Consider the following 25171-nt stretch of genomic DNA (forward strand, 5'->3'; position numbering starts at 1 on the left):
CACGGCGGGTACCGTCCGGGACCCGCTGCATCGATGTCTAGTCGCCGACTCGTTGTCCGGCTTCGGGCCGCCCGGCCGGACAATCAACTCCGGACGGGCCGGACCGGGACGTTGTGGGGGTGCGTGCGAGTGCCACGACCGGAGGGCGACCTCGGACCCGGTGACCCGGAGATCACGGAGTTCGCCGCCGGGCTGCGCCTGCTCCGGGAGAAGGCCGGCCGACCGGGTTACCGGGAACTGGCCCGGAGGGCGCACTTCTCCGCGACCACCCTCTCCGACGCCGCCGGTGGCCGCCGGCTGCCGACCCTCGCGGTCACCCTCGCGTACGTCAATGCCTGCGGCGGGAACGGGGTCGAGTGGGAGGAACGGTGGCGCCGAGCCGTCCGGCTGACCTCACCGGTCGACCCGACGGCCACCGACGGGGACCCGCTGGAGGCCCCCTACCAGGGGCTGGCGGCGTACGGGCCGGAGCGGGCCGGCTGGTTCTTCGGCCGGGAGGAACTCGTCGACGACCTGCTGCGGCGGTTGGCCCGCCAGCGCCTGCTCGCCGTGTTCGGCGCCTCCGGCAGCGGTAAGTCCTCACTGCTACGCGCGGGGTTGGTGCCGGCGGTGCTCACCGGTGGCGTCCCCGTTCCAGGAGCGGAACCCGGGGCGGAGGCGCCGACGAGCCCCGCACGGCGGGTCGGACCAGAATCCGGCGGCCGTCTCCCACCGGTGGTGCTGGTGACCACACCCGGCCCGGACCCGCTGGGCGAACTGGCGGTGCGGCTGGCCCGGTTGACCGGCGTACCGGCCGGGGCGCTTCGGGCCGACCTGGCCGCCGACCCCGCACACCTGCACCTGGCGGTCCGGCAGGCCGTCGGCGGGGACGCCGACGGGCCCGAGTTGCTCCTGGTGGTGGACCAGTTCGAAGAGATCTTCACGCTCTGCCGCGACGACGACACCCGGTCCCGTTTCGTGGCCGCCCTGCTCGCCGCCGTACGGACCCCGCGCAGCCGGCTGCGGGTGGTGCTCGGCGTCCGCGCCGACTTCTACGGCCGCTGTGCCGAGTCGCCCGACCTTCCGGCGGCACTCTCCGGTGCCCAGGTGCTCGTCGGTCCGATGACGCCGCCGCAGGTCCGGGACGCGGTGGTACGACCGGCGGAACGCGCCGGTGCGATGGTCGAGGGAGCGTTGGTCTCGACCATCGTCGCGCAGGTGGCCGACCGGGTCGGGGCCCTGCCGATGGCCTCGCACGCGCTGCTGGAGACGTGGTGGCGCCGTCGCGGCAGCGCCGTCACCCTGGCCGGGTACGAGGCGGCCGGCGGAATGGACGGCGCCGTCGCGCAGACCGCCGAACGGGTCTGGCAGGAGTTCGACGCCGACCAGCGGCGCACGGCCCGGCACGTGCTGCTGCGGATGGTGGAGCTCGGCACCGGGGACGAGCCGGTGACCGGCCGCCGGTTGGCACGTGACGAGCTTGACGAGGGCGAACCGCTCACCGCCACGGTGGTGGAGCGGTTGGCCGGTGCCCGCCTGGTGACCGTGGACGACCACTCGGTACGCCTGGCTCACGAGGCGCTGCTCAACGCCTGGCCCCGGCTGCGTGAATGGATCGACGAGGACCGGGAGGGCGTACGGACCCATCGCCGGCTCACCCAGGCGGCGGTGGCCTGGCAGTCACTCGACCGGGACCCGGGCGCGTTGCTGCGTGGGCTCGCCCTGTCCCGGATCCAAGCCTGGGCCGGCAGCCGACCGGACAGCCTGAGCCGGGCCGAGCGGCAGTTCCTCGGCGACAGCCACCGGGCCGAGGAGCAGCGCCTGGCGGTGCGGCGCAGGCGTGGGCGGATCGTCCGCGCCACGCTGGCCGGGGTCGCGGTCGTGGTCACCGCGCTCGCCTCGGTGGCCGTGGTGCAGGCCGGACGCGCCGCCGACGAGCGGGACCGGGCCCAGCACGGGCAACTCATCGCCAGCGCCCGGGCGCAGATGAGCCGGGATCCGCAACTGGCGTTCCTGCTCGCCCGGCAGGCGTACCGACTGCGACCGGACCCGCTGGCCGAGGCGGTGTTGCGGCAGGCGACCCTGAACTGGCGCGGACTCTCCGCCGAGCCGGTGTTCGGTCCGGGCAACAAGGCGGCGGCGCTGAGCCGGGACGGCCGCCACGCCGTCGCCGGCACCGGGGACGGCACGGTACGCGTCTGGCACGCCGCCGAACCACCCACCGCCGCGACGGCGCTGCCCGGGTCCGGCCGGGACCTGTACGCGGTGGCGATCAGCGACGACGGTCGGCTCGTCGCCAGCGCCCACAACGAACCGGTGGTCCGGCTCTGGGACACCGCCGAACCCACCCGTGCCCCGATCCTGCTGCCCGGCCACACCGGCCCGGTACGCGACATCCGGTTCAGCCCCGACGGCACGACGCTGGCCAGTGGCGACGCGGACGGGAACGTACGGCTGTGGAAGGTGACCGGCCCGCCGACGCCCCGGCTGCTGCCCGGCGGCGGCCGGGGTGCCGTCTACACCCTCGGCTGGTCGGCCGACGGTCGTCGACTGGCCGCCGGCACCGAACGGGCACCGGTCCGGATCTGGGACGCGGTCGACCCCGACCGGGCTCCGGTCGAGTTGGGTGACTCGGTCGACACCGACGAACTGCTGTTCAGCCCGGACGGCAGCCGGATCGCCGCCGGCACCGACGGCACCCTGCGGATCTGGTCGTCGACCGGTGGCGCGCCGACCGTGCTCGGTCGGCTCCGGGGCGTGACCCCGACCGCGTTCAGTCGAGACGGAGAACGCCTGATCACCACCAACGGGTACGGCGTCCTCGGCTTCTGGGACACCTCGGCCCCGGGCGACCCACTGACCCTGCGCGGGCACGCCGGCGCGGTCCGGGCCGCCACCATCCGTGCGGACGGTCACCTGGTCAGCGTCGGCGAGGACGGCACGGTCCGATCGTGGGACACCGGCGGACCGTGGCAGCCCGCCGTCGCCCACCCGCACGTCGAGCTGGCACACATCGCCCGGTTCAGCCCGGACGGCCGTCACCTCGCCAGCGGTGGCATCACCGACGGCCAGGTCCGGATCACCGCCGTCGCCCCGAGTCCCGGCGCGACGACGGACGGCGGCGCGACCGGGAACGGTCCGGTGCGCAGCGGTCCAGCGAGGGTGGACGGGGACGGGCACGGGGACGGGGACCGGACGGGTGACCCGGTGGTGCTGGCCGGGCACGCCGGCATGGTGCTGGACCTGGCGTTCGCCCCGGACGGGGTCCGGCTGGCCAGCCTCGACTCGGCCGGCACCGTCCGGATCTGGGACTGGCGCACCGGCACGCCCGTCACCACCGTCGACGCCGCCGGCTCCACCCGACTCGCCTTCGCCCCGGACAGCCGGCAGGTGCTGACCAGCGGTCCCGGCGGCGTACGGGTCCGGGACGGGATCGATCCGTCCGCACCGGCCGGCGTACCGCTGGATCCCGGCAGGGCGGTGGCGGCCTTCGCCCCGGACGGTCGGCGGATCGCGACCGGCGCGGCCGACGGCACCGTGTCGATTCGTCCGGTCCCGCCGCGCGGGCAGGTTCGGAACGAGGTTGTCGTGCTCGGCCGGCACGAGGGAGCGGTGACCTCGGTGGTGTTCAGCCCGAACGGCGGGAGCGTGGCCAGCCTCGGCCTGGACAGCACCATCCGGATCTGGCCCGCCACCGGTGGCTCACCGACCCTGCTCGCCGCCGCCGGACAGGGTGCGGCCACCACCCGGCTGACCTACACCCCGGACGGTCGGCATCTCGCACTGCTGGGCGGTGAGGAGCTGACCGGCATCCAACTCTGGGCCACCGCCGCCGCGACCGAACCGGTCACCCTGCACCCACTCGGCCCCGGACCGCTGGGTTTCGCGTTCGCCCCGGACGGCGAACGCGTGGTGACCGTCCACTCCGACGGCTCCGTACGCACCTGGGACTGCGATCTCTGTGGATCGGTGGAACGGCTGCTCACCGTCGCCGCCACCCGCCTCTCCCGGCAGTTCAGCCCGGACGAGCGCCGGGCCTTCCTGCTCGACCGCTGAGCACCGACCGCGCAGCCTCTCCCGCCACCCGACGGCGGGGACGAAAGACATCACCGGGCTTGAACCTTTCGCGGGCGCTTCCCGTACCCATGCCCGGGAGGTCAGCCGCATGATGACCGTACGTCGCCGATTTGTCGGATCTGTCGCCGTGATTGCCGTCGGGCTGCTGCTCGGCGGCCTGGCCGCCGGTCCAGCCCTCGCCCACGGCGCGCCGGGCAGCCCGGTCAGCCGGGCGGCGGCGTGCGGCCCGGAGGCACGCCAGACCAACCGGTCCGCAGCCTGTACGGCGGCCGTCGCGGCCGGCAACGTGGCCGAGCAGTGGGACAACATCCGGGTGCCCGACGTGGCCGGGCGGGACCGGCAGAAGATCCCCGACGGGCGGCTGTGCAGCGCCGGCATCGCCCGGTTCAAGGGCCTGGACCTGCCCCGGGCGGACTGGCCGGCGACGAAGCTCAAGGCGGGGGTGGAGCTGAGCTTCACCTACCGCACCACGATCCCGCACAAGGGCACCTTCCGCTGGTACGTCACCGACCAGGGCTACGACCCCAGCCAGCCGCTGACCTGGTCCGACCTGGGAGACAAGCCGTTCCTGACCGCCACCGACCCACCCGTGGTCGACGGCTCCTACCGGATGCGCGGCAAACTCCCCGCCGGCTTGTCCGGCCGGCACCTGGTCTACGCGATCTGGCAGAACTCGAACACCCCGGACACCTACTACTCCTGCTCGGACGTGCTCGTCGAGGCCGCCCCGCCGGCCGGGGCCGTGAACGCCACCCGTCCCGCCGCCTCGGCCCGTCCCAGCGCCGTCGCCTCCGCGAGCGCCCCGCCGGCCGGCGACCAGGCCGAGGTCGCGAGCGGCATCGGCTCGTCCGACGCCTCGCCCCGCCCGGCCGCCGCCTCGGCGACCGCCGACGGAGTCGGCCGGGCCGGGCTCGTCCTGGGCGCGTTGGTCCTCGTCGGGGCGCTCGGCGTACCGACCGTCCTCTGGCTGCGTCGCCGCCGTCGACCTGCCCGCGCCGGCTGGTGACCGCCGACCCGGCGGCCGACCCATGCCGTCGGGTTACCGTCCGGCGTCCTCGGCGTCGGCCCGGTCCTGGATCGGCTGGACGCTGCCGTTCGGGCGGAGTTCCTCCGGGATCAGCTCCAGCAACTGGTCGCGGCGCAACGGCAGGTCGAGCAGGCTCAGCTTGATCCGGCTGCGGTTCGCGTGGGTGCCGGCGGCCAGACGTACGACCTGGGCCGCGTCCTCGTCCATGCGCAGGCTCAGTACGTCACCCGGGGCGAGTTCGGCGGACGCGGTGCCGTCCACGTTGACCGCCACCGGGACACTGTCCGCCGCGACGTGCAGCGACACCCGGTCACCGGCACCGAGCACGATCGACCGGTTGATGCCGGCCATCGGCGCCACCGGGGTGATCACGATCGCGGCCGCCGAGGGGGAGACGATCGGCCCACCGGCGGCGTAGTTGTACGCGGTGGAGCCGTTGGGCGTGGAGACCACCACGGCGTCGCCCCGGTAGTACCCGTACTGCTGGTCGTTGAGACTGAGGTCGATCGAGACGGTCCCGGTGCGGCCCTGCCGGGCCAGGATGAAGTCGTTGAAGCCCACGTCGGTCCTGAGCGGCCGGACACTGCTGCACTCGGCGACCAGGCAGCCGTGTGTCTCGATGGTGTAGTCGTCGGCGACCAGCCGGGCCAGCGCGTCCTCCAGCGTGGCGGGGGTGACCTCGACCAGGAAGCCGAGATTGCCGTGGTTGACGCCGAGCACCGGCACCGGCCGGTCGACGACCAGCCGCATCGCCCCGAGCATGGTGCCGTCACCGCCGAGCGAGACGAGCCCCTTGATCCGAGCCCGGAACTGGTCGTCGGGCACCGTGGCGACCTCCGGCGGCAGCCGGCCCGCGTCCTGGTCGCGCCCGATCACCGGGACCGAGCGGCTGGTCGCCCAGTCGGTGATCGTGCGGACCGAGTCGCGTACGTCCGCGCTGGGATGGACGACCAGCCCCAGGGCGGTCGGTCCGGCGGCGTCAGCCTTCTCCACGCTCACTCCGCCCACCCTAACCAGGCCGCCGCCCCCCAGGTGTAAGGAAGGGCCCCTTGTTAACGCATAGCGTTAACAAGGGGCCCTTCCTTACACCTCAGCGGAGCAGGATGCCCCGGATGAACGCGGCCTGCCCGGCGTGTTGCAGGTCGTCGCCGATCACACTGACCAGCCGTACGCCCAACGTGACCGGCGGATCCCAGGTCGTGTCCACGATCCGGTCCATCTCCGGGTCGGTGAGGCCGGCGACGTACTCGACGGACCTCCGGTTGACCGCGTCGTAGTACCCGGTCAGCAGGTCGCGGTCCACCCGGACCGCCGCCACGTCCTCGGTGGTGTGGCCGAACCCGGTCGAGCCCGGGTCGAACGGCAGCCCGAACCGCTCCATCCAGCCGTCGGCGGTCCACACCTGCTCAGTCCCGGCCACGTCGGCCACGTGGTCGTCCTCGTTACGGGCCAGGTGCCAGACCAGCCACGCGATTGTGTTCGCCTCCGGACCCACCCGGTGGGCCAACTGTTCCTGACCCAGGTCTCGCACCACGTCGTGTACGAGCCCACGGACCCGTCCGAACGCGTCGATCAGGATCTCCGCCCCGCCCATCTTGCCCCCTTGTGCCGATCGCCCACCCGCTGGTCGATCAAGCTCCACTCAACCATGCGCCCACCCGGCCCCGCCGGGACACCCGACGCTCGGAGGGCCAGCGGACAGGGCCGACCGTCGGACGGCCAGGGACGGGCTCGACGGTTGGAGGGTCAGCGGGCGGGCTCGACCGTCGAGGCTCAGCGGACGGTCTCGATGGAGGCGATGACCAGCCGCAGCGGCAGCACGCCGTGGTTGAGGGTCGCCGCGAGTGCGGTCGTTCCGTCCCGGGTCGACAGCGTCCCACCGGAGATCTGCGCGTCGCCGGTCATCACACCGTTGATGGTCGGCGCGGTGATCACCGTGTTGTCCATCAAAATGGCGACCTGTGTCTCCTGGCCCGTCCCGGCAGCCGACTCGGTCGCCTCCTTACTCAGCGCGTGCCTTCGACCGCGAACAGGTCGCGGCGCACTGGCGGCGGGTCGCCGACATCATCGACGACCGCGTCGACTGGCGCTGAGAGGTCGTTGTCAGAGAGCCCCTGACATGGGCCAGTTGCTCCAGTGCGTGTTCGGCGGCGCGGTCGGCCGGTAGTGGGCGGGGTCGGCGGTGGCAAGCACCTCGGCGATCTGCCGGTACGTCTCCACATCGCTCGGCCGGACCTCGAACGGCACCCGCTGCTCGGGCGGCGTGTGTCGGGCGAGGATCTCGTGCTGGCGGCGTCGTCTTTCCCGTTCGGCGCTGGGCGGCTGGACCCGTAGGGCGACGTGGTGCCAGTCGTCCAGCCTCAGCACGCGCGGCAGGTCCGCCGGGACAAGGTGGCGCAGCTCGGTCTCGTCGGCGAGCAGCAGGTCGCGGTGTTCCGGCACGAGGAGCCGGAACAGCTCCTCGGGACGGATCGTGGTGGCGGCGTCCACGAGCAGCGGCCGTCCCCGGACGATGATCGGCACCTGGCGGTACCGGGGTGGCCACGGTTGCTCCTCGAACAGGTCCAGGAAGTTGTCGACCCGGTTGTGGTGCCACACCTCGTCATCCTCGATGCCGACGATGCTGTCGCCGAGACGGTGCAGGACGTTGACCACGTTGGCCGCGCGCGGGTTGTATCCCACCGTCTCGACCACGAGTGCCCAGCGATCCGCTTCGCTGTACGCGTGCAGCCGGGCCGCCATCAGGTAGTAGTGAGGGTGTTCCGGCTCGGGAAACCGCAACTGCTCGGCCATCCGGTCGAACACCGCGAGAATTCCGTCGGCCCGCGCCACGTCCCGCATCGTACGTGGCGACGACCCGACACGGCGGAATCAGCCAGCGTCTTGACAAGCAACCCGGTCCGGAGTGGACGATGCAGCGTGCGGATTCTCGTGGTGGGTGGCAGTGGCCTGATCGGTGCCCATGTGGTGGACGTGCTGCGCGAGCGGGGTCACGCCGCGACCACGGTGGCGCGTACCGCACATCCGGGAATCGATCACCTCCTCGATCTCCAGGCCGCCTCGGTCGACGACCTGCGACCGTTGCTCGCCGGTCACGACGGAGTGGTGTACGCGACCCGCAGCGAGGAGCAGCGACCGCTGCCCAAGCCGATCCACCCGGTGTTCCGCCGGGACATGGTCGAGCCCGTGGTGCGGCTGTTCGACGCCGCCCGCCAGGAAGGGCTCACCCGTGGCGTGATCATGGGCTCCTACTACACCTACTTCGAGCGGCTGCACCCGCAGTGGCGACTCGCGGACCGACACACGTACGTCCGGTGCCGGGTGGAGCAGGCCCGGGAGGGTCGGGCGGCGGCCGGTCCGGATCTCCCCGTCGCCGTACTCGAACTGCCCTTCGTCTTCGGCCGGGCGGGTGACCGGCTGCCGAACTGGGCTGGCCCGTTGGACCGCTGGGCCAGGTCACGCACACCCCTGGTCGTACCCGGGGGTGGCAGCGCCGGGGCCTCCGCCCGCAGCGTGGCCGAGATCGCGGTCGACGCCCTCGAACGGGCCAGCGGCGACGATATCCCGGTCGCCGACGAGAACCTGACCTGGGAAGACATGATCTCGCGCATCGCCGAGGCGGTCGGTCGGCGCCGCCGGGTCCGTCGCCTGCCGCCCGGCGCGGTACGGGCCGCACTACGACTCGGCGGGGCGCTACAGTCCCTCGGGGGCAAGGAGTCGGGCGTCAACCCCAGCCACGCCGCCGACCTCTTCCTCACCGAACTCTTCGTCGAGCCGACGACCGGCCGGTCGGTGGACCCGGCCCTGCGCGAGACCTTCGCCGACCCGGCCCCGCCCGCCTGACCGCCGCAACCGACACCACGCCCGGGGCGCGCACTCATCGCGGCTCCGGCGTCACCAGACCCGTCTCGTACGCGGCGATGACCAGTTGCGCCCGGTCCCGGGCGGCGAGCTTGCTGAGCAGGCGCCCGATGTGGGTCTTCACGGTGCCGACCGTCACGTGCAGGTGCTGCGCGATCTCCGTGTTCGACAGCCCCCGGGCGATCAGCACCAGCACCTCACGTTCCCGCTCGGTGATCGCCTCCAGGCCGGGCGGCGGACCGGTGGAGGGCCGAGTCTGCCGGGTGAACGCGGCGATCAGCCGCTGGGTGATCCGGGGGGCCAGCAGCGCCTCGCCGGCGGCGACGACCCGGATGCCGGCCAGCAACTCGGCGGCGGTGCCGTCCTTGACCAGGAAGCCACTGGCACCTGCCCGCAGGGCGGCGTAGACGTACTCGTCCAGGTCGAAGGTGGTGAGGATGAGCACCCGTACGGATGCGGTCTCCGGACCCGCGCAGATCTGCCGGGTCGCCTCGATCCCGTCCATCTCCGGCATCCGGACATCCATCAACACCACGTCGGGCAGATGCCGCCGGGCCAGTCGCACCGCCTCCGCGCCGGTACCGGCCTCACCCACCGTGGCAAAACCCGGCGACGCGTCGAGCAGGGCCCGGAAACTCTCCCGCATCAGCGGGTGGTCGTCGGCGAGCAGCACCCGTACGTCCGACGAGGACCGCTGGTCCGGGACGGCGGAGGGATCGTTCACGCGCTCTCCTCCACGGCGACGTACGGGATGTCGGCGACCACCTGGAACCCGCCCTCCTGGCGCGGCCCCGTGGTCAGGGTGCCGCCGTACATGGTCACACGCTCACGCATGCCGATCAGGCCCTGCCCGCCGGGCTGCCGGGCGGACGACCGGTGCGCGCGGCCGTCGTCCAGGACCTCGACGCGTACGTCGCCGTCGCGGGCGCGTACCGCCACCCGGCAGTGGCTGGCGTTGGCGTGCTTCACGACGTTTGTCAGCGACTCCTGCACGATCCGGTACACGGTCAGGTCGACCGCCTGCGGCAGGTCGTCGACACCGTCGAGCCGCAGGTCCACCCGCAACCCGGCGGACCGTAGCCGATCGGCGAGGTCGGACAGGTCGGCGGTCCCGGGCGACGGGCCGAGCTCGACCGCCGGATCGTCCTCCGCGCGCAGCACGTCGAGCAGCCGGCGGATCTCGGTGAGCGCGGCCCGGCTGGTCCGCTCGATGGTGACCAGCGCGGCGCGCGTCTCGTCCGGTCGCTGGGCGGCGATGTGGTTGGCCACCGTCGCCTTCACCGCGATCAGGCTCATGCTGTGCCCGACGATGTCGTGCAACTCCCGGGCGATCCGCAGCCGCTCGGCGGCCACCGCGTCCCGGGCGAGCTGGCGGGCGACACCGGCCTGGACCGACCGGCGCCAGCGCACCAGCCGGCCGACCGTCCAGGCCACGGTCACCAGCACGGTGACCAGCCCGAGGTCGAACGCCCACCACAACGGCACCTCGCTGCCGGGCGCGTCGGCCGTCACGATCCCGGTCCGGTCGTAGAGCCAGACGATCGTGGTTGCCGGCGCGGCCAGGCCGCCGGCCAGCGCGACCGTCGCGCCGAGGTGACCCGTCACGGTCGCCGCCGTGTAGAGCGCCAGTGCGACCGGCGCGTACGTCACCCAGATGACGCCCGTACCGACGGCGCCGATCGCGGTCGCGGTCGCCGCGGCCAGCACCACGAAACCGAGCACCGGCAGCGGCCACCGGCGGCGGACCGCCAGCGGAAGCCCGACCGCCGCCCCGACCAGCCACACCACCCACACCGGGCCGCCGTAGGCCGGACCCGGCGGGTCGCGGGTCGCGTCGACCGCAAGGTACGCCAGCCCGACCGCGACCAGGGCGTCGACCACCGTGCCGGGTACCTCGAACGTGGGGGGACGTACCGCGCCCCGATCCTGTCTGGAACGCACGGGCACACGCTATACCGGTGCGTCGGGCAGCGCGTCTGACCGTGGTAGGACACCGATTTCTGACCGTGGCCAGACGCGCCGGACCACTCGATCCTGAAAACCTTCTCCCCATGATCGTGGTACGGGAACTGACCAAGCGGTACGGGCCGACGCTGGCACTCGACCAGTTGTCGTTCGAAGTCCGCCCGGGAGTGGTGACCGGTTTTCTCGGCCCGAACGGTGCCGGCAAGTCCACCGCCCTCCGAATCATCCTCGGCCTGCACCGTCCCACCTCCGGCGAGGCGTTGATCGGCAACCGGCGGTACGACCGGATCCGCCGACCGATGCGCGAGGTGGGCGCGGTGCTCGACGCCGGTGCCGCCCACCCCGGCCGTACCGCCTTCCACCACCTCGCCTGCCTGGCCCGGAGCAACGGGATCGGAGGCGCCCGGGTGAGCGCGGTGCTGGAGCGGGTCGGCCTGGCGGGGGTGGCGCAGAAGCGGGTGGGCGGGTTCTCGCTCGGTATGCGTCAGCGCCTCGGGATCGCCGGTGCGCTGCTCGGCGACCCGGCCGTGGTCCTGCTCGACGAGCCGGTGAACGGGCTGGACGCGGCCGGTATCCGGTGGATCCGCTCCACCCTGCGGTCCCTCGCGGCGGAGGGCCGCACCGTACTGCTCTCCAGTCACCTGATGAGCGAGATGGCGCTCACCGTCGACCACGTGCTGATCATCGGCCGGGGTCGGCTGCTCGCGGAGACCTCCGTGGCGGCACTGCGCGACCGGTTCCAACGCGACGTACTCGTGCGGTCGCCACGGGCGGCCGAACTCGCCCCCGTCCTGACCGGCCTCGGCGCCACCGTCACGGCCGGTGAGGACGGCGGACTCGTCGTGGTCGGCGTCAACGCCGCCACCATCGGCGACGCGGCAGCGGCGGCGTCGATTCCCGTCCACGGGCTCACCCCGCGCGGCGCCACCCTCGAGGACGTCTACCTGGAGATGACCGGCGAGGCGACCGAGTACCGCACCGACACCACGAGGACGGCACGACCATGACCACACGGCAACTCGCTCCGCGCAGCAGCAGCGCCGCTCTCGTCGCACCCGGTACGCGTTCACGGGTCTTCCGGGACACCGTCGCCGCCGAGTGGATGAAGCTACGCACCGTACGGTCGACGTACGCGTTCCTCGCCGCCGGCCTCGCCGCGACCCTGCTCGGGATGCTCGTCCTGTCCCTGCTGATCGGCTCCTTCGACCGGGCGACAGCGGCCGAGCAGGCGAACTACGAGACGGCTGATCTCACCGTGGTGGTCATGCCGTTCGTGGAGTTCTTCGTCGGGGCGATCGGCGCAATGCTGATCACGACCGAGTTCGCCACCGGCACCATCGGCCCCGGCCTGCTGGCCGTGCCGCAACGCCGGACACTGCTCGGCGCCAAGGCGGCGATCGCCGGCATGCTGGGCATTCTCGGCGGGTCGCTGTTCGCGCTGCTCACCCTCGGCGGCGCGGCCCTGCTGCTGGGCAACCGCCCGGCACCGCTGAACCCCTGGCCGACCTGGACCGACGCGCTGCCGACGGTCTTCTGCGCGGCGCTCGTCGTGATGGTCACCAGCGCCGTCGCGCTGGGGCTGGGAGCCGTGCTGCGCTCGACCGCGTCGACGCTGCTGACCCTGGGCGGCCTCGTCCTGGTGGCGCCGGTCTTCGCGCACTTCCTACCGACGACGTGGCATCTCAGGTTCGCCTCGGTCCTGCTGCCGAACCTCACCCCGCAACTCGCCGGCAACAACCACCCCTACCTGCTGTCACAGGTCGGTGCGGTCGCCGTGACGGTCGCGTACGTGGTCCTCGCGCTCGGCGCCGGCCTGTTCGGTTTCACCCGTCGCGACGCCTCCTGACCCCCCAATCCCGCTCATCCTCGTTTCCAGGAGACCCGCCGCCCGAGAGTGACGCCGGCCAGGGCAGGAGCATGTGTCCGGTTCGGTCATACACGAGAAAACGTGTACGTACACGAAATTCCATGTAGGAAATTGGCGCGTCACATCTCCGGCTCGGCCACGCGGGCGGCGGTGTGTAGAACGCACGGTCGGAAGGTGACAGAACACGGGTACACCGTGCGCACCGCCGCCAGCAGCCTGGAGGCATGACGCAGCAGGAGACACAACCTCTTCGTACGACCTCACCGGACCGCCTCAGGCATCTGCTGGTCAGACCGTGGACCTGCGCCGGCATCACCCTCGGCGTGCTCTCCTTCGTCGACCCGCAGCCGTTCACCCCGTTCACTCTGCTGACCGGCGTGCTGCCACTGGTCGCGCTCGCGTACCTGGTCTACGCGCTCCTTCGCAGCTGGCGACCCGCCGCGACCACCGGCGGGGGAGCGCGTCCGGTCACCCGGCAGGCCGTCGGCGTCGTCCTGTTCGCCGGCATCGCGCTGGTCACCGTCGCGGTCGACCCGACCATCGGGCAGTACGTGCTCGCCGCCGGCTGGCTCGGGCACGCGTTCTGGGACTACGCGCACCGTGACGGCCGCGTTGTGCCGCGCGGGTTCGTCGACTTCTGCCTGCCGTTCGACGTGCTCGTCGCGGCATCGATCGTCGTCGCGGCGCTGACCTGAGGATCGGCGCCGTTGACTAGCATCGACGCCGTGCTGCCCGAACCCGACCAGTCGCGGGCCGACCCTCGGCTGCGCCGGGCACGGATGGTCACCCTGCTGGCCCTCGCGGTGAACCTGATGACCAGCCTGCTCATGCCGCTCGTCGGGCTGGTACGCGAACCCCGGCAGCTCTGGCTCGTGCTCGGTGCGACCGGGGTCCTCGTCTTCACCGCCACCCACGTCGGCGTGCTGTACACGCTGGTCACGCCATGGCTGGCCGAGCCGGCCCGGCGGGCACTGCTGCTCGCGTTCGCCGGAGCGACCCTGCTCTCCGTGCCGCTGGTCGGCCCGGTGGCCGCAGGGGTGTGGCCGACCTGGGCCTGGCTCGGGGCCACCGTCATCGGTGTGGTCCCGCTGCTGTCGCGTTGGCCGGTCGCGGTCGCCACCACGGTGCTGACGTTCGCCGCCAGCGTGGGCGTCGCCCGATGGACCGGTGGCTCGGCCACCGGTCACCTCCTCGTCACCGGCGCCTTCGGACTCGGCACCGCCGTGATCAACTGGCTACAGGTCTGGTTCTGGGACCTGCTCGTCCAGGCCCGACAGGGGCGCACGGCACAGGCACAACTCGCCGCCGCGGAGGAGCGGCTGCGGTTCGCCCGCGACGTACACGACCTGCTCGGCCACAACCTCACGGTGATCGCGCTCAAGGCCGAACTGGCGGCCCGCCTGGCGCCGGTCGACGCCGTACGGGCCGGACTCGAAGCGGCAGAGGCACAGCGGCTGGCCGTCTCGGCGCTGCACGACGTACGCGAGGCGGTGCACGGCTACCGCCGCGTCGACCTGCCCGCACACCTGGCCGCCATCGCGCAGGTCCTGCGCTCGTCCGGCGTACGCTGCACCGTCACCGCGCCCGACGCCGAGCTGCCGGCGCCGGTCGCGGCCCAACTGGCCCCGATCCTGCGCGAGGCGAGCAGCAACGTGCTGCGACACAGCCGGGCCCAGTGGTGCACGATCGACATCGACCAGGAACCGGACGGGATACGGCTCACCGTGACCAACGACGGCGTCACCGACGCCGGACCGGACCGGTACAGTCACGGGCTGCGCGGCCTGGCCGACCGGCTCGGCGAGACCGGCGGCACGCTGCGGACCGGCAGCGCCGACGGCGTGTTCACCCTCCGGGCCGTGGTGAAATTGGAGCCGTGACCGTGCGCGGCGACGGACTGCTCCGACTCCCACGGGAAGTGGTGACACGGTGATCCGGGTGCTGCTCGCCGACGACGAGGAACTCATCCGGGTCGCCCTGGCCGCGCTGCTCGGCCTGGAGGACGACATCGAGGTCGTGGCCCAGGCGGCGAACGGAAGGACGGCCGTCACCGCCGCCCTCGCACATCAGCCGGACGTGGCCGTGGTCGACCTGGAGATGCCCGTCTCGGACGGTTGGGCGGTGATCACCGAGCTGACCAGGGCACTGCCGGCCTGCGCGGTGGTGATCCTGACCGGCCGTGGGCGACCACAGCATCTCCAGCGGGCGCTCACCGCCGGTGCGAAGGGCTTCCTGCCGAAAGGTTCACCGGGCGGGACGCTGGCCGACGTGATCCGGCGGGTGCACGGCGGCGACCGCTACGTCGACCCGTCGCTGGCCGCAGCCGCCCTCGCCGCGCCGGTCTGTCCGCTGACCCCGCGAGAGCTGGAGGTGCTGCGGCTGGCCGAGTACGGCACCCCGGTCGCGGTGATCGCCCGGCGTACGCACCTCTCGAACGGGACGGTCCGCAACTATCTGGCCGCCGTCGTCGGCAAGCTCGGGGCCACCAACCGTGCCGAGGCAATCGAGACCGCGCGCGAGCACGGTTGGTTGTAGCGTGTCCCCAATCATGGACGACAAGCGTTGGCGCGACCGCGACTGGCTGGCCGGGGCACACACCTGGATCGACGGCCGCCTCGACGAGTTGGGCATGAGCCGGACCGGCGTGATCGAGCAGCCGCACGTCTACCCGTGGTCGACGGTGCTGCGTGCCCCCACCGAGGCCGGCGACGTCTGGTTCAAGGCCAACGCCGAGCCGCTACGACACGAGGCCGCCGTCGTCGAACGACTCGCCGCCCGCCGACCCGACGCGGTGCCGCCCCTGCTCGCCGCCGACACCACCATCGGCTGGATGCTGATGTCCGACGGCGGGGAGAGCCTGCGTACGGTGGCGCCCCGCGAAGCCAGCCTGAAGCGCTGGTACGACATCCTCCCGCTCTACGCCGGCATCCAACTCGACCTCGCCCCGGACGTGGACGACCTGCTCGCGCTCGGCGTTCCGGACATGCGGCTGGCCGTGCTCCCGTCGGCCTACGAGCGGCTGATGGACGAGATCGACGCCGAGCGGCGGTTCCGTGACGCCGCGCCGATGGTGGCCGACCTCTGCGGCGAACTCGCCGCGTACGGGCTGCCCGAACTCCTCCAGCACGACGACCTGCACGACGGGCAGGTCTTCGTCCGCGACGGCCGTCACCTGGTGCTCGACTGGGGCGACGCCTGCGTCTCGCACCCGTTCTTCACCCTCTCGGTCACCCTCGAAGGGGTGCTGGCGTGGGGCTTGGACGACGTCGAGAACTCGGTCGACGTCGCCCCGTTCCGCGACGCCTACCTGGCCCCGTACGCCGAGCGCTTCGCCGGAGACCTCGTGGCCGCCAGCCGGGTGGCGATGCGCCTGGGCTGGGCCTGCCGCGCGGTCAACGGTCACGTGCCCGGTGCCAACAACAGCACCTTCACCCGTCTGCGCATGTTCCTCGACGGCCGACCGTAGCGCCCGAGGCGGTTCCGTCGCTGGAACGACAACGTCCCCCGTACCTGCCACGGCACGGGGGACGTTGGGTGAGGTCAGTGCTGCTTCGCCAGTCCGACGAACGCGCGCCACGCGGTCGGCTCGAAGGTCAGGGCGGGCCCTGTGGGGTCCTTGCTGTCGCGTACGCCGACGACGCCCGGGAGGTTCTTCGCCACCTCGACGCAGGTGGACCCGCCGTTACCGCTGCGGGTCGACTTCCGCCAGATGGCGCCGGTCAGGTCTGCCATGTCGCTACCACTTCCTTGAGTAGGTCGAGGGCGGGTGTGGTCGGCCGTGATACCGCAGGATGGCCCTCCACATGCTTTGCGGCGTATCGATGTCGGCCTGCTGAAAGACCACGCGCGGTTGTAGCGAATCGTCCAGGTGCACGGCCTCACTGAGCGGATCCATTGTCATGATGAAGCCCCCAGCAAGTCCAGCTTGAGCCCCGGCATCGGCTGGCACCACCTGAATATGCACATGGGGTCGCTCCGCAAGCCGGACCAGGTGGGTGCACTGCACTGCACTGGAAACTTCTCGGCTATCGACGCCGGTCGTAGGAGGGCTTCGTCGATGATGACGAAGAACTGCGGCCGCCTCGATCCGGACAGGAGCACCTGCTGCTCGATCCGGAGGTTGCACGCTGCTCGACATCGTCCGCGTTCGTCAGGCCGCCCACGACAACACAGCTCGCGCGTACGCCTCGCTGTAGCAGGACCGGCACCAGCGCGGGTTCGAACCAGCGCAGCAGACGTGCGTCTTGTTCATGTCCGATTTGCCCCCGTAGCCACGCTGGGTCGCGGCGCCGCACTACGTCCGGCCGTAGGTTCTCTACGCCCCTCCCAACAAATTCAGCAGCACCTTCCCCGCCTACGGGTGTTCCTTGACGGCCGACCGTAGTCCTGCGTCGCGGCAGTAGGACTTCAGACCGACAGCGTCCCCCGTACCTGCCACGGCACGGGGGACGCTGGGGTGAGGTCAGTGCTGCTTCGCCAGCCCGACGAACGCGCGCCACGCGTCTGGGCCGAAACTGAGGGTGCCGCCGTCACGGTCCTTGGTGTCTCGGACCAGTACGCGGCCGGGGAGATTGTCGGCGACCTCCACGCATGACCCGCCGTTAGAGGACGAGCGGGTCGACTTCCGCCACTGGGCGCCGGTCATGTCCATGTCTTCGCCACTTCCTTGAGGAGATCGAGGGACTGCCCACGTGGGAGGGCGATTCCACGGACGCTCTCCCACGTCATGCTGAGGTTAGCAACGTCGTCCGCACGCAAGACGATCTGCGCCTTGAGTTGGGTGTCGACGTGACCCACCCGGAAGTTGTCCGGCAGCTCGGCGAGGATGAAGGCGCCGGCCAGCCCTGGGTACATCCCCACCTCGGCTGGTACGAGGTGCAGTTGAATGTGCTCCTGTTCTGCCTGGGTCACCAGGTGCTCCAACTGCTCCGCCATCACACCTGGGCGGCCGCACGGCCGCCTGATCACCTGCTCGTCAAGCACGAAGTATGCCTGTGGAAGCGGGTCACGCGTTAGCACGGATTGCCGTTCGAGCCGCGAGAGAACCCGCTGTTCGGCCTGGTCGGGGGTAAGACGAGCGCCCATGACCGTCGCCCGAGCGTATGCCTCAGTCTGGAGCAGACCGGGAACGTAGGCAGGCTCGTACCAGCGGAGCGCGATGGCTTCGCGTTCGTACTCCAGCCACTCGCGGAGCCATCTTGGTGCCGCCTCGTCCTTCACCAGGTCCTGCCACATGGACAGGAACAAACCGCCCGTGTTCAGGGCCTGGTCGAGCACTGTCAGGTAGTCCTCTTTTGGCGGCCGGTTGCCCAGCTCAACGGCGCTTACGTGAGAAGCCGAGAACGCGATCTTTCTGCCCAACTCGTCCTGGGTCAGGGGTACCGCCTCGCGCCGTTTCCGTAGCTCGCGAAGGAAGAACTGCAGGGGGGTTACGGGCATCGGTACTCCTGCCTCTCTACAAAACTGTCCACTGGATCTACAGGGCTGCCCAGGTGACGACTGTCCTCGTGGGGATCACTCAATGTTCGTGATCTCTACCTGTTCGTGCTCTGACCCGCCCGTTGCTGTTCCGAGAATAGGCTCATCCACACGAGAGTGTCATTAGCGGAACTGCTCTGAGCTACGGCAAGAGCCGGGGCAGAACTGCGGGGCCGCCTCGTGTATCTCACACTGCTGCTCGCGCACCCGGGGCGGCCCCTTCCAGATCCCGAAAGGAGACTCAAATGTTCGACCACTACGATCAGCCGACGGATCCCACCACGCCGCCACGCGAGGTGACGCCTGATCTACCTCCGGCTCCTGGCACTCGTCGTCGGCAGCCGAACCGGGGCCGGTTTGACACCGGTAGTAAGCCTCTGCCGTTGGAGTTTTTCGCGGTCGGGGTGTCCGGGCGGGTCCGTCGTAACTCTGCGGGCTGAGCCGGTGGGTGAGGAGCTGCCGATCGGGCGGCGGGTGGCGTACTGGCGGGGGCGGCGGAAGTTGTCCCAGCAGGTGTTCGCCGACCGGCTCGGGAAGTCGAAGAGCTGGGTGGACAAGGTCGAGCGTGGTGAACGGCGGTTGGACAAGTTCAGCGTCCTGCTCGACATGGCCGGGGTGCTTCAGATCAGCGTCGACATGCTGACCAGCCAGGTCGAGAGCACGCAGACCGTGCCGACCACCGACCAGATCGACCTCGACAAGCTTCGACTGACGCTCACCCACTTTGCGCCGGCCGCGTACCTCGGCACTCCGGCGTCTCCGCTGCCCGTGGCCGATTTGCGCAAAGCGGTCACGCACGCGTGGCTGAGCCTCCAGCACGCCCGGTACGACATCCTCGTCCGTGAGCTGCCGACCCTGCTGGGTCAGGTGCAGGCGGCTGACGCGTACTACAGCGGGGGTAACGGTGAGCAGGCGGCGAGCCTGCTCGGGCAGGTGTACCAGGTCACCTCGTCGGCGTTGCGGAAGCTCGGCGCGTACGACCTGGCCAGGTTGACCGCCGAGCGGGCGATCTCGATCGCGGTTCGGACCGGTGACGCGCTGCGCGCCGGGACCGGCACCACCAGGTTCGCCAACGCGTTGCTCGCCGCCGGCCACGTCCGGCAGGCGTTCGAGGCGAACATCGTCACCGCCCACCGCCTCGCCCCCGACGGCGCGACCTGGGCCGACCGCGACCGGGTCTCCGTGTACGGATCATTACTGCTCCAGGCCACTATGGCGGCGGCACACCTGGGCGACCACACGAGCGTCCGGGAACTGCTGCGCGAGGCGAAGGTCGCCGCCACCACCATCGGCAAGGACGACAACCGCCACTGGACCTCCTTCGGCCCGACGAATCTGCAACTCCACGCCGCCGCAGCAGCGGTCGAACTGGGCGACGGCGGCCGAGCGGTCACCATCAACCAGGGTCTGCCCCTACGCCGGTTCGGTGCCCTGATGCCCGAACGTAGGGCACAACACCTGCTCGACATCGCCCGAGGACACGTCATCGAGGGCAACCTGAGTAACGGTGGCGAATGCCTCGTCGAAGCCGACCGCGTCGCCCCAGCCGAAATCCGCACCCGCCCGGTCGCCCACGCCGTGATGGCCGAGATCCTGCGCCGTACCCCGGGCAGCCCGTCCGCGCTGGTGACCGACCTCGCCGACCGGATGGGAGTACGGGTGTGAACGGGCGGCATGACGACCCGGAGGACGGCGATCCGGTGGGCACCCCGCACCGGCCGGGCGAGGACTGGTGCTGTCGTGACGACGGCGAGGAGTGGCCATGCCAGACCTTCAAACGCCGCATGTGGAGCTGGTACCGAACCGACCGACGACGTCTGGCCTGGGTGATGGCCAGCTTCCGCGACAAGGCGATGGTCGGCCTGCCCGAGCTGAGCCGCGAGCAGGCCGAAGCGAGGTTCGTTGCCTGGGTCGATGACCCGCCGCTGCGGCGGCGGCTGCGATCGATCTGAGTGTGGCTTTGCCTCACTATCGTCGGCCTCATGTCCGAAGGCGTCGGCTCGCTCCTCCTCAACGTCCTGTGCATCGTGGTCTTCCTCGCACTCGTCGTCGGTGCCATCCGACTGCGTCAGCGGGTGGCCCGTCTGCCCGGCCTGCCCGCCGTGCCCAATGGGAGGCGTGACGAACACGGCGACGGATACGACTCCCACTCGCGAGGCGGCGGCGACGCGTCGGACGACGGCGATGACGGTGGGGACGGAGGGGACGCCTGATCCGGTCGCCTCGAATCGCGCGCCCCCTCTTCGGGGTTGAACCGATCGCGCGAGATCGGCTTACCGACCGAAGAGGGGGCAAAGAGGCGCGACGCGTGCAGGGATGGAGCCGGTCAGCTCCCCACGCACATCAGAAATGGTCTCACTGGCCGAAGCGAGCGCAGACATTCGTGTGGGTGGTGACGAACAGGATGGTCTGCCGAGTTTGCGGACCGTAAACACCATCGTCGGCGATTGAATGAGATCTCTGAGCCGCAGCCAGAGCAGAGCGCGTATTGCCACCGAAGTCGCCGTCAACCACGAGGGCGGTACCGAACACGTTGCGGTGCCCTCCTGCGCTGGATCCGGACCAGTAGCAGGCGTTCAGGTGTCTCTGGAGATTCGAGACGGCCGCGCTCTGATTGCCTACCCCCAGCACGCAGTTGACGTTTGCGGTACTGTTTCCAACGGTTGGCATCGTGAACTGACGGTCCCCGACAAAGAATTGCGTTGTGCCGGTGCAGGAGGCGGCGGCGCTGGCCGGTGAGGCCGCGACTCCGACAAGGAAGGGCACGGCAGCGAGTACTCCGGCGGCAAGCCGGACGGCCCGTCGTTTGAGCAGATTCATGTTGACCCCCGTAGTGTCGACTGATTGCATTCTTGGACTCTGCGCCATGCGGAAAACCGCAGCGAAGCCATTTCAGGCTAGGCCCGAGCGCTCTCGGAATCACCCTAACATGTAAGATCGTCGATGGCAACGTCGTCGTTTCTTCCTGCGACCCGAACCATTGATATCGGTCTTCCTCTCGGCTGACCTGTGGTCACATCGAGTGGTACAAGTGCGGCGACATGAATGTGGGCGGTGTGTGGCACCGGCTACCCAACGGCGGGCCGGGTCAGTCGCGCCGACCGGGCGGGGCCTACCGCGATCCGCCCGGCACGTCGCTGTCGAGCGGCTCGGCCGATTCGGTCGGCTCCGTCGCGTTGGTCGGCACGCTCGCCTCGGTACGGCTACGCCGTGCCCGCAGCAGCCGCAGCCCGACCGGTACGAGCAGCGCCAGCACACCGGCCACGAAGAGGGTGCCGGAGATCGGGCGGGTGACAAAGCCGGTCGGGTCGCCGTCGAAGATCCGCATCGACTGCCGGATCGCCGTCTCCAGCAGGCTGCCCAGCACGAAGGCGAGCACCAGCGGTCCGGGTTCGAACCCGGTCTTCTTCATCAGGTAGCCGATCACGCCGAAGAAGATCACCAGCAGCATGTCGAAGATGCTGTTGTTCACGGTGTAGACGCCGAGCATGGTCACCATCACCACGATCGGCGCGAGGATGCTGTCGCGTACGGAGACGAGCCGGACGAAGACGCCGACCAGCGGCACGCTGAGGATCAGCAGGAAGATGTTGCCGACGTACATCGAGTCGACCACGCCCCAGAAGACCTCGGGGTTCTCGTCGATCAGGCGTGGGCCGGGGGCGATGCCCTGCAACAGCAGCGCACCGAAGATCAGCGCCATCACCGGGTTGGTCGGGATGCCCAGGGTGAGCAGCGGGATGAACGACGAGGTCGCGGCGGCGTTGTTCGCGGTCTCCGGGGCCGCGACCCCTTCGATCGCGCCCCGGCCGAACCGCTCCGGCTGCCGGCTGCGCCGCTTCTCCAACGCGTACGCGGCCATCGACGACAGCACCCCGCCGCCGCCCGGCAGCAGGCCGATGAAGAAGCCGACCACCGAGCCGCGCCCGATCGCGCCCCGGGACTGTCGCCACTCGGCCCGCGACGGCCAGACGTTGCTGACCTTCGGCTTCGGCACCGTGTTCCGGGCCCGGTGTTCCAGGTGGTAGAGGATCTCGCCGAGCCCGAACAGCCCCATCGCGAGGGCGATGAAGTCGACCCCGTCGGCCAGGTTGATGTTGCCGAAGGTGAACCGGGGTGAGGCGAACAGCGGGTCCGGACCGACCGCGGCCAGCAGCAGCCCGAGCGCGGCGGCGGCCAGGCTCTTGGCGGTCGACACCGTGCCGAGGCTGGCGACGAGCAGGATGCCCATCGCAGCCAGCACCGCGTTCTCCGGTGGCCCGAAGCCGAGCGAGAGGCTGGCGAGCAGCGGGGCGACCAGGGTCAGCCCGACGATGCTGACCGTGCCGCCGATGAACGACCCGATCGCCGCGATGCCGAGTGCCGAGCCGGCCCGGCCCTGGCGGGCCATCTGGTACCCGTCGATCGTGGTGATCACGGTGGCCGCCTCGCCGGGCAGGCGCAACAGGACCGAGGTGATCGTTCCGCCGTACATGGCGCCGTAGTAGATGCCGGCGAGCAGGATGATCGCGCCCTCGGCCGGGATCTCGTACGTGATCGGCAGCAGCAGTGCGATCGTCGCCACCGGGCCGAGGCCGGGCAGGACCCCGATGACCATTCCGATCACGACACCGGCGAGGACGTAGGCCAGGTTCACCGGAGTGAAGACCACCCCGAAGCCGGAGAGCGCGGGCTCGAGGAAGTCCACTCAGAAGGCCAATCTCGGTAACGGGACGCCGATCAGGATCACGAACAGCAGGTAGAGCGCCGCGGTGGTGACGACGCTGACCACGGCGGTGGTCAGCCACCCTTCCCGGCCGAGCACCTTCAGCCAGAGCACCATGGTCAGCAGGGTCGGGATCTCGAACCCGATCCGGCTGATCAGCAGGACGAAGACGACCAGGCCGGCGATCCCGACGGCGATCCCGACCGCGCCCCGGCTGAACTGCTCGGCGCCCTGGGTGTGCCGCTCGAAGACCAGCGACCAGAGCCCGGCCGCGACCAGGAGCAGGCTCGCGATCGCGGGCCAGAGCCCCGGCCCGGCCTCGGTCGCCGTGCCGAGGCCGAGCGAGACCGCGTACGCGAGGCAGGTCAGGCCGAGGGCGACCGGTACGGCTCCGGCGACGAGTTGCCCGACCGGGCCGGCGGGCGGGATCTCCGCCTCGGCCACATAGGCATCGGGGTCGACGGCGGCGAGGCCGGGTTGCGGGGGAGGGGAGGCCGACTCGTCCTGGTCGAGCCGGCCGGTCACGGGCGCAGCCCGAACCGGTCGATCAGGACCTTGTACCGGTCGAAGTCACTCTTGATCTTACTGGCCACGTCGGGGCCCGGGACCTCGAACCGGTCGATGTAGTTCTTCTTCAGGAAGTCGTCGTACGCCGGGTCCGTGACCGCCTGCTGGAACGCGGCCCGCAGCGCCTCCACCACCTGGTCGGAGATCGCCTTCGGTCCGGCGATGAACCGGGCCTGGTCGACGACCAGGTCGAACCCCTTCTCGGTGGCGGTGGGCAGGTCCGGCAGGGACGGACTGCGCTGCTGGCTGAACACGCCCAGCCAGCGCAACTCGCCGGACTGGACCAGCCGCATCGACTCCGCCGGCTGCGAGGCGCCGATGTCGACCTGCTTGCCGAGCACGGCGGTGACGGCCGGACCGCCGCCGCCGAACGGTACGTCGGTCGCGTTGATCCCGGCGAGCTTGTAGAAGGCGGTCTGGGCGAAGTACGCCCCGGTCCCCACCCCGGAGTGCCCGTACGTGATCCGTCGGCCGCTGTTCTTGAGCGCGATCACGTCGTCGAGTGTCTTGAACGGTGAGTCCCGGTGCGCGACCAGGACGATGTTCTCCACGGTCAGCCCGGTGACCACGCGGAGATCGTCCAGTGGCACCGTGTCGGCGTTCTTCACCAGTTGCGGGGTGAGCGTGAACAGCGAACTCGGCGGAAAGCCGACCTTGTAGCCGTCCGCCGCCGCGGCGGCGACCTCCTTGGTGCCGACCGCGGCGGCGGCGCCGTCCCGGTTGACGATCACCATGGAGTGGCCGAGTGGCTTCTCGATCGCCTTGCCGAGGGTGCGGGCGATCAGGTCGGTGCTGCCGCCCGGGGCGAACGGGACGATCAGCTCGACCGCGCGTTGCGGGTAGTCGGATTCGCCGTCACCGCCGCCGTTGCTCGTCGTCACGCCGCAGCCGGCGAGGAAGGCCGCCGCACCGAAGCCGGCACCCATCCGTAGGGCGGAACGCCTGCTGAAGACGTCCGCCACACCCGAGTCGTTCACTGACCCTCCCCGTCGGCCCAGGCCAAGATCGTATACACATACGTGTGTCAATCTTGATACCGGTCGATCTAGGGGCTGTCAATCAATCCAGCGACATTGGAATAATCTGGACACCTTGCCGGGCGCCGGAGCACCCGCCGACCGGGCTCAGGCCAGCGGCGCGACGATGTCCCGGGCGTGATCGGCGACGGCCGCGCCGACCACCGTCGCCTCCAGTGGCAGCACCTCCAGACAACGCCGTACGGCGGCGGCCATCAGCGAGTTCGGCACCCGCATCGAGAGCGTGCAGTGCGGGACCCAGTGATCCGGCTGGTAGTGCTCGGCGAGCGACACGCCGGCCCGGCTCAGCCGGTCGTACACCCGCGCGTGGTGGGCCAGCATCTCCACGGTCGGCGTCGGCCCGAGCCACAGCACCCGCCCGAGGAACTGCCCGGCGTGCCGGAACGACAGCCGCAGCGGCGCGGCCACCACCATCCCGGTCAGCGCCTCGGCGACCACGACCGGGTCGAGGCGCGGCGCGACCGCCAGCGACACGTGCGGGCGGTGCCGCTGGCCGAGCAGTGACCGCATGCTCTGCACGCCCTCGGACTCCAGCGCGTCCCACAGCGTCCGGATTCGCCGGGTGGCGTCCGGGTCCAGATACAGTTCCAGCGCCGCGACCATTTGAT

The 25171-nt window shown here is 70.9% G+C and carries 27 protein-coding genes; 12 read left to right on the forward strand and 15 right to left on the reverse strand.

Features of this window, described 5'->3' with window-relative positions; genetic code table 11:
* Positions 1 to 129: 129 nt before the first annotated feature.
* Positions 130 to 4035, forward strand: a complete 3906-nt coding sequence (locus tag ACI2K4_RS05115) for a hypothetical protein (protein WP_404508885.1) — start codon at positions 130 to 132, stop codon at positions 4033 to 4035.
* Positions 4036 to 4144: 109 nt separating this feature from the next.
* Positions 4145 to 5062, forward strand: a complete 918-nt coding sequence (locus tag ACI2K4_RS05120) for a lytic polysaccharide monooxygenase (protein WP_404508887.1) — start codon at positions 4145 to 4147, stop codon at positions 5060 to 5062.
* A 33-nt stretch (positions 5063 to 5095) separates the two neighbouring features.
* Here the strand turns inward: ACI2K4_RS05120 and ACI2K4_RS05125 are convergent, their stop codons facing one another.
* The 4 genes from ACI2K4_RS05125 to ACI2K4_RS05140 all read right to left on the reverse strand — a co-directional run bounded on the left by ACI2K4_RS05125 (position 5096) and on the right by ACI2K4_RS05140 (position 7915).
* Positions 5096 to 6076, reverse strand: a complete 981-nt coding sequence (locus tag ACI2K4_RS05125; protein ID WP_404508888.1) for an NAD(+)/NADH kinase — start codon at positions 6074 to 6076, stop codon at positions 5096 to 5098.
* Between the two features lie 97 nt (positions 6077 to 6173).
* Positions 6174 to 6677: a DUF664 domain-containing protein gene (locus ACI2K4_RS05130; protein ID WP_404508889.1), complete on the reverse strand. Its 504-nt coding sequence runs from the start codon at positions 6675 to 6677 to the stop codon at positions 6174 to 6176.
* A 179-nt stretch (positions 6678 to 6856) separates the two neighbouring features.
* Positions 6857 to 7093 carry a SecDF P1 head subdomain-containing protein gene (locus tag ACI2K4_RS05135; RefSeq protein ID WP_404509196.1) on the reverse strand — a complete coding sequence of 79 codons (237 nt, stop codon included), beginning with the start codon at positions 7091 to 7093 and terminating at the stop codon, positions 6857 to 6859.
* A 93-nt stretch (positions 7094 to 7186) separates the two neighbouring features.
* A complete protein-coding gene (locus ACI2K4_RS05140) occupies positions 7187 to 7915 on the reverse strand; it encodes a DUF7003 family protein (RefSeq protein ID WP_404508890.1) in 729 nt (242 codons plus the stop codon).
* Between the two features lie 87 nt (positions 7916 to 8002).
* Between ACI2K4_RS05140 and ACI2K4_RS05145 the strand changes: the two genes are divergently transcribed.
* Positions 8003 to 8926, forward strand: a complete 924-nt coding sequence (locus tag ACI2K4_RS05145; protein ID WP_404508891.1) for an NAD-dependent epimerase/dehydratase family protein — start codon at positions 8003 to 8005, stop codon at positions 8924 to 8926.
* A 34-nt stretch (positions 8927 to 8960) separates the two neighbouring features.
* Here ACI2K4_RS05145 and ACI2K4_RS05150 read toward each other — a convergent pair whose 3' ends face one another.
* On the reverse strand, positions 8961 to 9668 hold the full coding sequence (locus ACI2K4_RS05150) for a response regulator (RefSeq protein WP_404508893.1): 708 nt from the start codon (positions 9666 to 9668) through the stop codon (positions 8961 to 8963).
* The gene (locus tag ACI2K4_RS05155) at positions 9665 to 10885 is read right to left on the reverse strand and encodes a sensor histidine kinase (RefSeq protein WP_404508895.1); all 1221 of its coding nucleotides are present in this window, start codon (positions 10883 to 10885) and stop codon (positions 9665 to 9667) included. The genes ACI2K4_RS05150 and ACI2K4_RS05155 overlap by 4 nt, the downstream gene beginning before the upstream one ends.
* A 110-nt stretch (positions 10886 to 10995) precedes the next feature.
* On the opposite strand from ACI2K4_RS05155, the gene ACI2K4_RS05160 reads away from it, so the two are divergent.
* The 6 genes from ACI2K4_RS05160 to ACI2K4_RS05185 all read left to right on the forward strand — a co-directional run bounded on the left by ACI2K4_RS05160 (position 10996) and on the right by ACI2K4_RS05185 (position 16242).
* Positions 10996 to 11916 (forward strand): ABC transporter ATP-binding protein, encoded by a 921-nt coding sequence (locus ACI2K4_RS05160; RefSeq protein WP_404508897.1) that lies wholly within the window; start codon positions 10996 to 10998, stop codon positions 11914 to 11916.
* The gene (locus ACI2K4_RS05165) at positions 11913 to 12755 is read left to right on the forward strand and encodes an ABC transporter permease (protein ID WP_404508899.1); all 843 of its coding nucleotides are present in this window, start codon (positions 11913 to 11915) and stop codon (positions 12753 to 12755) included. Before ACI2K4_RS05160 ends, ACI2K4_RS05165 begins: the two co-directional genes overlap by 4 nt.
* Positions 12756 to 13000: 245 nt before the next feature.
* Positions 13001 to 13471 (forward strand): hypothetical protein, encoded by a 471-nt coding sequence (locus tag ACI2K4_RS05170; RefSeq protein ID WP_404508901.1) that lies wholly within the window; start codon positions 13001 to 13003, stop codon positions 13469 to 13471.
* Between the two features lie 12 nt (positions 13472 to 13483).
* Positions 13484 to 14656, forward strand: coding sequence for a sensor histidine kinase (locus ACI2K4_RS05175; protein WP_404508903.1), 1173 nt, complete (start codon positions 13484 to 13486; stop codon positions 14654 to 14656).
* A gap of 49 nt (positions 14657 to 14705) precedes the next feature.
* Positions 14706 to 15311, forward strand: coding sequence for a DNA-binding response regulator (locus tag ACI2K4_RS05180; RefSeq protein WP_404508905.1), 606 nt, complete (start codon positions 14706 to 14708; stop codon positions 15309 to 15311).
* 13 nt (positions 15312 to 15324) lie between these two features.
* A complete protein-coding gene (locus ACI2K4_RS05185; RefSeq protein ID WP_404508907.1) occupies positions 15325 to 16242 on the forward strand; it encodes an aminoglycoside phosphotransferase family protein in 918 nt (305 codons plus the stop codon).
* Positions 16243 to 16316: 74 nt separating this feature from the next.
* Here the strand turns inward: ACI2K4_RS05185 and ACI2K4_RS05190 are convergent, their stop codons facing one another.
* From ACI2K4_RS05190 to ACI2K4_RS05205, 4 genes are all read right to left on the reverse strand, one after another.
* Positions 16317 to 16508 carry a DUF397 domain-containing protein gene (locus tag ACI2K4_RS05190; RefSeq protein ID WP_404508909.1) on the reverse strand — a complete coding sequence of 64 codons (192 nt, stop codon included), beginning with the start codon at positions 16506 to 16508 and terminating at the stop codon, positions 16317 to 16319.
* Positions 16509 to 16512: 4 nt separating this feature from the next.
* On the reverse strand, positions 16513 to 16914 hold the full coding sequence (locus ACI2K4_RS05195) for a Scr1 family TA system antitoxin-like transcriptional regulator (protein WP_404508910.1): 402 nt from the start codon (positions 16912 to 16914) through the stop codon (positions 16513 to 16515).
* Positions 16915 to 17238: 324 nt separating this feature from the next.
* Positions 17239 to 17421, reverse strand: coding sequence for a DUF397 domain-containing protein (locus ACI2K4_RS05200; protein ID WP_404509197.1), 183 nt, complete (start codon positions 17419 to 17421; stop codon positions 17239 to 17241).
* Positions 17418 to 18215 carry a helix-turn-helix transcriptional regulator gene (locus ACI2K4_RS05205; RefSeq protein WP_404508912.1) on the reverse strand — a complete coding sequence of 266 codons (798 nt, stop codon included), beginning with the start codon at positions 18213 to 18215 and terminating at the stop codon, positions 17418 to 17420. The genes ACI2K4_RS05200 and ACI2K4_RS05205 overlap by 4 nt, the downstream gene beginning before the upstream one ends.
* Before the next feature lie 483 nt (positions 18216 to 18698).
* Here ACI2K4_RS05205 and ACI2K4_RS05210 point away from each other — a divergent pair, with 483 nt between their 5' ends.
* The 3 genes from ACI2K4_RS05210 to ACI2K4_RS05220 are packed head-to-tail and all read left to right on the forward strand — an operon-like array spanning position 18699 to position 20467.
* Positions 18699 to 19919, forward strand: a complete 1221-nt coding sequence (locus tag ACI2K4_RS05210) for a helix-turn-helix domain-containing protein (protein WP_404508914.1) — start codon at positions 18699 to 18701, stop codon at positions 19917 to 19919.
* Between the two features lie 35 nt (positions 19920 to 19954).
* Positions 19955 to 20206 (forward strand): hypothetical protein, encoded by a 252-nt coding sequence (locus ACI2K4_RS05215; protein WP_404508915.1) that lies wholly within the window; start codon positions 19955 to 19957, stop codon positions 20204 to 20206.
* Positions 20207 to 20236: 30 nt separating this feature from the next.
* Positions 20237 to 20467 carry a hypothetical protein gene (locus tag ACI2K4_RS05220; RefSeq protein WP_404508917.1) on the forward strand — a complete coding sequence of 77 codons (231 nt, stop codon included), beginning with the start codon at positions 20237 to 20239 and terminating at the stop codon, positions 20465 to 20467.
* Between the two features lie 142 nt (positions 20468 to 20609).
* Here ACI2K4_RS05220 and ACI2K4_RS05225 read toward each other — a convergent pair whose 3' ends face one another.
* The 5 genes from ACI2K4_RS05225 to ACI2K4_RS05245 all read right to left on the reverse strand — a co-directional run bounded on the left by ACI2K4_RS05225 (position 20610) and on the right by ACI2K4_RS05245 (position 25166).
* Positions 20610 to 21074, reverse strand: a complete 465-nt coding sequence (locus tag ACI2K4_RS05225; RefSeq protein ID WP_404508919.1) for a peptidoglycan-binding protein — start codon at positions 21072 to 21074, stop codon at positions 20610 to 20612.
* 292 nt (positions 21075 to 21366) lie between these two features.
* A complete protein-coding gene (locus ACI2K4_RS05230; RefSeq protein WP_404508920.1) occupies positions 21367 to 22941 on the reverse strand; it encodes a tripartite tricarboxylate transporter permease in 1575 nt (524 codons plus the stop codon).
* Positions 22942 to 23484, reverse strand: coding sequence for a tripartite tricarboxylate transporter TctB family protein (locus tag ACI2K4_RS05235; RefSeq protein WP_404508921.1), 543 nt, complete (start codon positions 23482 to 23484; stop codon positions 22942 to 22944).
* A complete protein-coding gene (locus tag ACI2K4_RS05240; RefSeq protein ID WP_404508923.1) occupies positions 23481 to 24503 on the reverse strand; it encodes a tripartite tricarboxylate transporter substrate binding protein in 1023 nt (340 codons plus the stop codon). The genes ACI2K4_RS05235 and ACI2K4_RS05240 overlap by 4 nt, the downstream gene beginning before the upstream one ends.
* Before the next feature lie 147 nt (positions 24504 to 24650).
* Positions 24651 to 25166 (reverse strand): 2'-5' RNA ligase family protein, encoded by a 516-nt coding sequence (locus ACI2K4_RS05245; protein WP_404508924.1) that lies wholly within the window; start codon positions 25164 to 25166, stop codon positions 24651 to 24653.
* Positions 25167 to 25171 lie beyond the last annotated feature (5 nt).

The sequence above is a fragment of the Micromonospora sp. NPDC050397 genome (genome assembly GCF_044901685.1).
GTDB lineage: Bacteria > Actinomycetota > Actinomycetes > Mycobacteriales > Micromonosporaceae > Micromonospora_G.